Genomic DNA, 6,947 nt, shown 5'->3' with positions numbered 1-6,947 from the left:
CTCTGCTCACGCCCTCGGAAGCAGTAGGCAAATGTCCGATTAGGGTGTTTTGCCCTCTATGGACAACCGTGCCGCGGTGACGTCATGGCGGTGTCAGCCGACTGTCACAGACGTGTCACACCGCACACGCGGCATCGCGTGATCCGGCGACCCGGCACCCGGTAACACCGCTGCCCGCAGTGGCGGTTGGCGCCGCGTTCGGTCGATGCCCCGATCTGCCGGAGCCAGGGGTCCCGGATGACGGGCGGCTCCATCAGGCCCCCGCCGAGCCGCTGGGCGTGCTCTCCCCCGTCTGACGCCGGCCCCTTCGTGCTGCCCGTGGCGGGCGCGGGTCATCGGTCGAGCGGCGGTACGGCATCGATGTCGAACGCCTCCAGCCAGGACACGGGGGCGTCCGCGCCCGACAACTGCTGCGCCGTCCAGATGCACTTGCCGTTCGGCGTGTAGCGGGTTCCCCAGCGCTGGGAGAGGGAGGCGACGAGCTGCAGCCCCCGGCCGCCCTCGTCCGTCTCGGACGCGTGACGGATGCGGGGCATGGTCAGGCTGTCGTCCGAGACCTCGCAGACCAGGTCGATGTCCCGCAGCAGCCGCAGCGTCATGGGGCCCTTCCCGTGACGTACGACGTTCCCGACCAGTTCGCTGGCGAGCAGTTCCGTCGTCGGCGTCAGCTCGTCCAGTCCCCAGTCCGACAGCTGCTCCCGTACGTGCCTGCGGGCCATCCCCGCCGCTCGGGGGTCTTCGGGAAGCGGCCAGGACGCCATGCGGTCGGAGGCGAGCGCGTGGACGCGGGCGACGAGCAGGGCGATGTCGTCGCTGGTCCGCCCGGCGGGGAGCAGGCCGGCGATGAGGGAGTCGCAGAGGGCGCCCAGTTCCTTGCCGGCCGCGCCGTCCAGCAGACGGGTCAGATCGGCCAGGCCCTGGTCGATCTCCCGCTCGGAGGACTCGACCAGGCCGTCGGTGAACATCACCAGCAGGCTCTCCCTCGGGATCTGCAGCTCGATCGTCTCGAACGGCTGCTCCGCCGCCCCCAGAGGCGGGTTCGGGACGGCCTTCGGGAAGCGCACGGTCCCGTCGGGATGCACGATCGCCGGCGGGGGGTGCCCGGCCCGTGTGACGGAACAGGTCCCGGTGGTGGAGTCGTAGAGCACGTACAGGCAGGTGGCGTAGGAGTCCGAGCCGAGTCCGCCGACGATGTCGTTGAGGTGGCCCATGATCTCGTCGGGGGGCAGTTCGAGACCGGCCAGCGTATGTACGGCCGTGCGCAGGCGCCCCATGGTGACCGCCTCGGAGAGGCCGTGCCCCATCACGTCGCCGATCACGAGCGCGACCCGGCCGGCGGAGAGCGGGATCACGTCGTACCAGTCGCCTCCGACGTCCGCGCCCTGCTCGGTGGGCAGGTAACGGGCGGCCAGCGTGCACGCGGGCAGATCTGGCAGTTGCTGGGGGAGCAGGGCGCTCTGCAGCTCCCGGGAGCGGGTGTGCTCGGCGTCGTACAGCCGGGCGCGTTCCAGGGCGTGGGCCACCAGGGCGCTGATGGCGCTGAGCAGGGTGCGTTCCTCGTCCGTGAGGCGCCGCGGCTGGTCGAAGGCGACCACGCAGACGCCGAAGGTGAGCCCGGAGGCGGTCAGCGGCAGGAAGGCCCAGGAGCGCTTCCCGGTCAGGTACGGACGGTCGGCCATGTCCGGGTACCGCGCCGCGTACTCCTCGGCCGAGGAGATGAACACCGGTCCGTTGGTCGTGATCGCGTCCCACACCGGGTTCTTCGCGATCCGGGGGCGGCCCTCGAGGTGGTCGAGGAAGGCCTGGGGGTAGCCGACCGAACCCACGTTGTGGGCCCTGCCGTCCTCGAGGGCCTGCACCAGCAGGCCGCTGGCACCGAACGGCGGCAGTACGCGCTGGGCCACCGCGTCCACCACGTCGCGTGAGGTCGTCGCCTTGGCGAGCGCGGCGGTCAGTTCGGCGATGCGGGCCGCGCGCTCCGCGGCGGCGCGTTCGGCGGCGGCGCGTTCGGCCTCGTGCCTGCGCTTGTCGGTGACATCGGTGAAATAGAGCGTGACGCCTTCGGGCAGCGGGACGAGCCGCACCTGGTAGCAGGCACCCGTGTCGGGCATGCGTATGTCGAAGCTCGTGGGCGCGGCACCGGCGGCGGCCTCACGGCAGCGGGACTCCAGACCGTCGATCCGCCGCAGAGAGGGGAGCGTCCACAGCACCCGGCCGAACAGCTCCTCCTCCGAGGAGCCGAGCACGTCCTCCACCTCCCGGTTGACGAAGGTGATGCGCCAGTCGTCGTCCGCCGAGAGGAAGCCGTCGCTCATGTACCGCAGGGCCCGGCTCAGCGCGTCACGGGCCGAACGGGACTCATTGCTCTCCCACGCCGTCCCGATCATCCGGTACGGCTCGCCCGCCTCGTCGAGTACCACCTTGGCGCGGGTCTCGGTCCACCCGTAGCTGCCGTCGGGACGGCGCACCCGGTACTCGGCCTCGAACACCCCGCGCTCACGGATCGCCCTCTCGGCGGCGGCGAGCGTCCACCGCAGGTCGTCGGGGTGGACGACCTTCATCCAGCTCTCGACCCGGGGCACGAAGTCGGCGGGATCGGTGCCGTAGACGGACATGGCCGCGTCGTCCCAGGCCAGCTCGCCGGTACGGATGTTCCAGTCCCAGGTGCCCACCTCGACGGCCTTGAGCGCCTGCCGCAGCCGGCTGCCACTGGGTTCCTCCGGTGTGGGGCGCGTGGGAGGCGGAGCCTGGTCCACCCGCTCCTGTGCCCAGGCGGTCACCGCCTCGAGGAAGTCCCACTGCTCGTTCGTGGGCTCCCCCGCGGCGCCCGTCACCACGGTGAGCGACCCGACCGGGCTCTCCCCGTCGGACAGCGGCACCGCCGCCAGGCCCGTGCCGGGCCACGCCCTGGCCGCTCCGGGCGGGGGGGCGCCGGTCGAGCCGCGAGGTGCCCACACGCGATCGCCCCGGCGCACGGCGCGTGCCGGGACCGCGGGACTGCGCTGATCGATGATCTCCCAGGGGCGTACGAGGTCCGGCGACAGCCCGACCGTCGACACCAGCCGCAGCGCGGACATGGGGCCGCTCAGATGGACGGTGCCGCCCAGCCCGTCCAACTCGGCGACGGCGTGCTGGAGCGCGAGCCTGAGCACCTCACCTTCCGCGATGCCCTTTTCCACGCCGGCGAGCAGCGCCAATCGGTCATTCACCATGTAAATGTACATTTCTGGAGGGAACGCGGCAGGTGAGGGTGAGGCTACTGCCCGCCCGGCCGGCCGAGGGGGCGGCGCTGCCGCCGCTGCTGGCCCGGCGCGCGATGAGCGGGGGCCGCGGGCGTTCCCCGGAGGGCGTCGCGGAGGTGCTGCGCGCGCAGGAGGAAGAGCCCGTTCAGCAGCTCGTCCGACATGCTCGCCAGGACCGTCTCCGGTGCGGTGCCCGTGGAGCGCGCGATGCCGTACACCAGGTGCGCCAGCTCATCGGTGACGATCTCGTGCGTGATGGCGGTCGTGGCGGAGGTGCCGCCGGGGCGGGCGCCGAGGCTGCCGCGGCAGCGGATGGTCCGGTCGGTGGTCATCTGTACCTCACGTGAATCTCGAGACGGGACGCGCGCGTACCGCCGGGATGGAAGGGCCTCCACCGCTTCGACCGCGGTGGAGGTCCGGCTGTGACGCTTCACGTGGTGAGGACGACCCGCTGCGCGGTCTCCTTGCCCTTGACGGCGGCGTCCTCCAGGGCCCGGGCCCAGGAGGCCTCGGCCAGCGGGACGAGATCGGCCATGGACGGGTTCGAGGACGCGGCGGTCAGCTCGGGGACGATGAAGTCGACGTCCAGGCCCATGTATTCGCCGAGGATGGCCCGCAGGTAGTTCTGGACGTACTCGGAGGACGCCCGCGGGGTGCCCGGCGCGTAGGAGCCGCCGCGGCTGGCGACGACGGTGACCGGCAGGCCCTTGACACTGGACGCGTCCCCGGCGGTGCGGCCGACCACGAGCACATGGTCGATCCAGCTCTTGAGCGTCGAGGGGATCGTGAAGTTGTACATCGGGGCGCCGATCAGCACGGCGTCGGCCTGCTCCAGCTCCTCGATCAGGGTCAGGCGCCCGGCGAACGCCGCCGCCTGCTCGGGCGTGCGGGCCTGGGCGTCCACGAAGGCGGCGGAGAAGCCGTGCACGTCCAGGTGGGGGAGCGGGTTCGCGGCGAGGTCGCGGTAGACGACCGTGCCGTCGGGGTGCTGCTCCTGCCAGGCGTCGCGGAACGTCCGGGCCACGGTGCGGGAACTGGAGCCGGAGCCCGGGTGGAGGGAGGAGTCGAGGTGCAGCAGGGTTGCCATGTGATGTTCCAGGTGCGTTGAGGCGTGTTCTTGCGGGGTCCCGGCGGGCGGGGCGCGTGGGGCGAGGTCGCCGTACGCCGGGGTGGTGCGAGCAGGGGGGCGAGGATGGCCTCGAACCCCCTGCGGGACCGGCGCCGGCTCGGTGCCTCGACGGCGGAAGACCGTCGCGCAGGTCCCACAGCTCCACGCTGAGGCAGGGGGCGCCGACGGCCAAAAGGACCGTTAGCGACTTACTCATGATTAGTGACTAACCCGCACTTTGGATACCCCGGAGCATCGAGCGCACCGTTGGTCCGTGACCACGCCAGAGGCCGGGTCGCCGGTGAGCGCATCCGGTCCCGTGGACCACGGTGAAAGCCGAACGGCCGCCGACGGCCGTTCCGGATCCCCGACCCCAAGGAGCGGCGACGACGTCCCCTGCCGAGTTCGCCCACGTGGTCCTGAGGACACGTCACCCGGCGGAGATGTGCGACTGGTACGTGACCGTGCTCGACGGCAAGGTCATGCACGAGGACGCGGCCTCTGCCTTCATCACCTACGACGACGAGCACCACCGGATCGCCCTCGCCGACATGGCCGACCCGGAGAACCCCGACCGGGCGGAGCCGGTCCGGGGCGCCGCGAAGCGCGACAAGCCCGCCCCGGTGACCGCGGGCCCCGACGTCTTCCTGCCCGGAGCGGCGTACTTCGGCTCGGCGGCGTCCTTCGGCGTGATCCGCTCCGGCCGGATCGACACCACGGTGCTCGGCGCCGTGCAGGTGTCCGCCGCCGGAGACCTGGCCAACCGGATGATCCCCGACAGGGTGGTCAAAGGCATCGGAGGCGCCATGGACCTGGTCCAGGGCGCCCGCAGGGTCATCGTGGTTGGAGCACACCGCCCGCGACGGCTCTCCGAAGATCGTCCGCGCCTGCGCCCTGCCGCTCACCGGCCGCCGTGCCGTCGACCGGAGCATCACCGAGCTCGCGGTCTTCGACGTCGGCCCGGACGGGCTGCATCCGGTGGAACTCGGCGAGGGCGCCACCGTCGAGGCGGTGCGCGGCGCGACCTCGCCGCGCCATTCCGTCGCCGACGGGCTGCACTGACCGCGGGCACGAACGGGTACGCCGGCAACCCGCGTGCCGCGAGGTGGCACGGGAACAGCACCCCCGGTTCCCGGAGGTGCTGGTGGTGGCGGTGCGGTGTGGTGCTCAGTCGAGGATGACCCCGTTGTTGATGGTGCCGTTGTTGACGGCGGTGGAGTTGTTGTTGCCGACGACGATCACGATGCCGCCATTGTTGTTGTTGGGGCGGTTGTTGTTCTGGTTCCAGCCGCCGCCGTGACCCCGGTTCCCGTGGCCGTGGCCCCAGCCGCCACCGTGGCCGCCGCCCCAGCCGGTTGCCTTCGCGGTGACCGCGTGCGCCTCGGCGGGAGCGGAGGCGGCGAACGCGGTGGTGGGGAGCAGTGCGCCTCCTGCGGCCAGAGTGGTCACGGCGGTCAGCGTGACAAGGCGACGGTGGCGGGATATGCGGGCCATGGGAGTTCTCCTTCGTGAGCAACAGGGGGAGGTTCCGGTGGTGTCCGGTGGGGTGTGAACCCCGATGACTCCAGTAAGCCCTGGCCGGAGCTCCGCGTCATGTCGCTGCATTTCGGGACTTGACGTGCATAAGGTGCCTGGGGTAGAAGGCGTCACCCTGGTGCGGTTGGTGATGGAAACGGTCGCCCCGCCCCGGGGCCCGGTCCGGCGTGGCCCGTTTCGCCGGGGGATCACGGCGTACGGATCGCGCCCGGGGTCAGCCGGTGACCATTCCTGCGACGAGGTTGATGGTCGTGGCCAGGATGCCGGTGCCGAAGACGTACGAGAGCAGCGAGTGCCGCAGCAGCGTCGCGCGGATCGTCGGGCTCGACACATCGGTGTCGGAGACCTGATAAGTCATGCCCAGGTTGTAGCTGAAGTACAGGAAGTCCTTGTATGCCGGCGGGTGTTCGGAGTTGAAGTCGATCCCGCCCGCGGACGCCGTGTAGTAGAGGTACGCGTAGCGCGTCGCGTACATCAGGTGCAGTGCGGCCCAGGCCATGAACACACCGCCGAGCGCCGTCGCGGCCGCGGCGTGGTCCTTGTCCGGGCTGCCGCGCAGGAGCAGTGCCACGATGGCGACGAGTCCGCACAGGGCGGCCCCGACGACGACGAGTTCCTCGGCGACGGGTCTGAAGTCCTCGCGGCGGGCGTTGCGGTGGCTCGCGGCGGCGTCCATCGGCCACAGCACGATCCAGCCCGCCACGACGAAGAGGGTCTCCGTCACCGCGATGCCGGCCAGAGTGCCCAGATCCGCATCGGTCACTGCCCCGACGATCGCGCCCGCCGCTCCTCCGATGACGACCGCGCCGGCGAGCCGGGGGACCGCGGACAGCGGCAACCTGGTGTTCATGGCCGACAAGGCTACAAGCCGGTGCTCACAGTCCGTCGCGGCTGCGGCCCCGGCATCCCCGGAGGGTGGAGCGCGGCGCCGGCACCGCGCTGAGCACCCTTACCCCCGAGCCTCCGTGCCGCCGGGGTCGGCGGCACGGGGACAGGCGGTTTCGGTCAGCCGAACTGGCCGGGCTGGTAGGAGCCGGCGGGCTGCTGGTTGATGACGTTGA

General features: G+C 71.5%; 5 protein-coding genes and 1 pseudogene. 1 reads left to right on the top strand and 5 read right to left on the bottom strand.

Features of this window, described 5'->3' with window-relative positions; translation table 11 throughout:
* Nucleotides 1–332: 332 nt before the first annotated feature.
* The 3 genes from ACWDAS_RS41190 to ACWDAS_RS41180 form a co-directional block, all read right to left on the bottom strand.
* Entirely contained in the window at nucleotides 333–3,209 is a 2,877-nt protein-coding gene (locus ACWDAS_RS41190; RefSeq protein ID WP_450401085.1) for a SpoIIE family protein phosphatase, read from the bottom strand.
* A 47-nt stretch (nucleotides 3,210–3,256) separates the two neighbouring features.
* The gene (locus ACWDAS_RS41185; RefSeq protein WP_450401084.1) at nucleotides 3,257–3,574 is read right to left on the bottom strand and encodes a hypothetical protein; all 318 of its coding nucleotides are present in this window, start codon (nucleotides 3,572–3,574) and stop codon (nucleotides 3,257–3,259) included.
* 98 nt (nucleotides 3,575–3,672) lie between these two features.
* The gene (locus ACWDAS_RS41180) at nucleotides 3,673–4,329 is read right to left on the bottom strand and encodes an FMN-dependent NADH-azoreductase (RefSeq protein ID WP_450401082.1); all 657 of its coding nucleotides are present in this window, start codon (nucleotides 4,327–4,329) and stop codon (nucleotides 3,673–3,675) included.
* A gap of 644 nt (nucleotides 4,330–4,973) precedes the next feature.
* Between ACWDAS_RS41180 and ACWDAS_RS41175 the strand changes: the two are divergent.
* Nucleotides 4,974–5,412 (top strand): annotated as a pseudogene (locus ACWDAS_RS41175) (CoA-transferase); the annotation flags it as partial.
* A 105-nt stretch (nucleotides 5,413–5,517) separates the two neighbouring features.
* Here the strand turns inward: ACWDAS_RS41175 and ACWDAS_RS41170 are convergent.
* On the bottom strand, nucleotides 5,518–5,844 hold the full coding sequence (locus ACWDAS_RS41170; RefSeq protein WP_450401080.1) for a hypothetical protein: 327 nt from the start codon (nucleotides 5,842–5,844) through the stop codon (nucleotides 5,518–5,520).
* 256 nt (nucleotides 5,845–6,100) lie between these two features.
* Complete coding sequence (locus ACWDAS_RS41165; protein ID WP_450401079.1) at nucleotides 6,101–6,736, bottom strand: DUF1345 domain-containing protein; 636 nt, start codon at nucleotides 6,734–6,736, stop codon at nucleotides 6,101–6,103.
* Nucleotides 6,737–6,947: the final 211 nt, after the last annotated feature.

It is taken from the genome of Streptomyces sp. NPDC001070, assembly GCF_053598835.1.
The sequence above is the reverse complement of the archived record's forward strand: the minus strand, read 5'-3'. Positions and strand labels throughout refer to the sequence as shown.

Excerpts from the sequence above, each read along its gene's own strand:
- ACWDAS_RS41185 (WP_450401084.1), bottom strand. The coding sequence starts at position 3,574 with ATGACCACCGACCGGACCATCCGCTGCCGCGGCAGCCTCGGCGCCCGC.
- ACWDAS_RS41180 (WP_450401082.1), bottom strand. The coding sequence starts at position 4,329 with ATGGCAACCCTGCTGCACCTCGACTCCTCCCTCCACCCGGGCTCCGGC.
- ACWDAS_RS41170 (WP_450401080.1), bottom strand. The coding sequence starts at position 5,844 with ATGGCCCGCATATCCCGCCACCGTCGCCTTGTCACGCTGACCGCCGTG.
- ACWDAS_RS41165 (WP_450401079.1), bottom strand. The coding sequence starts at position 6,736 with ATGAACACCAGGTTGCCGCTGTCCGCGGTCCCCCGGCTCGCCGGCGCG.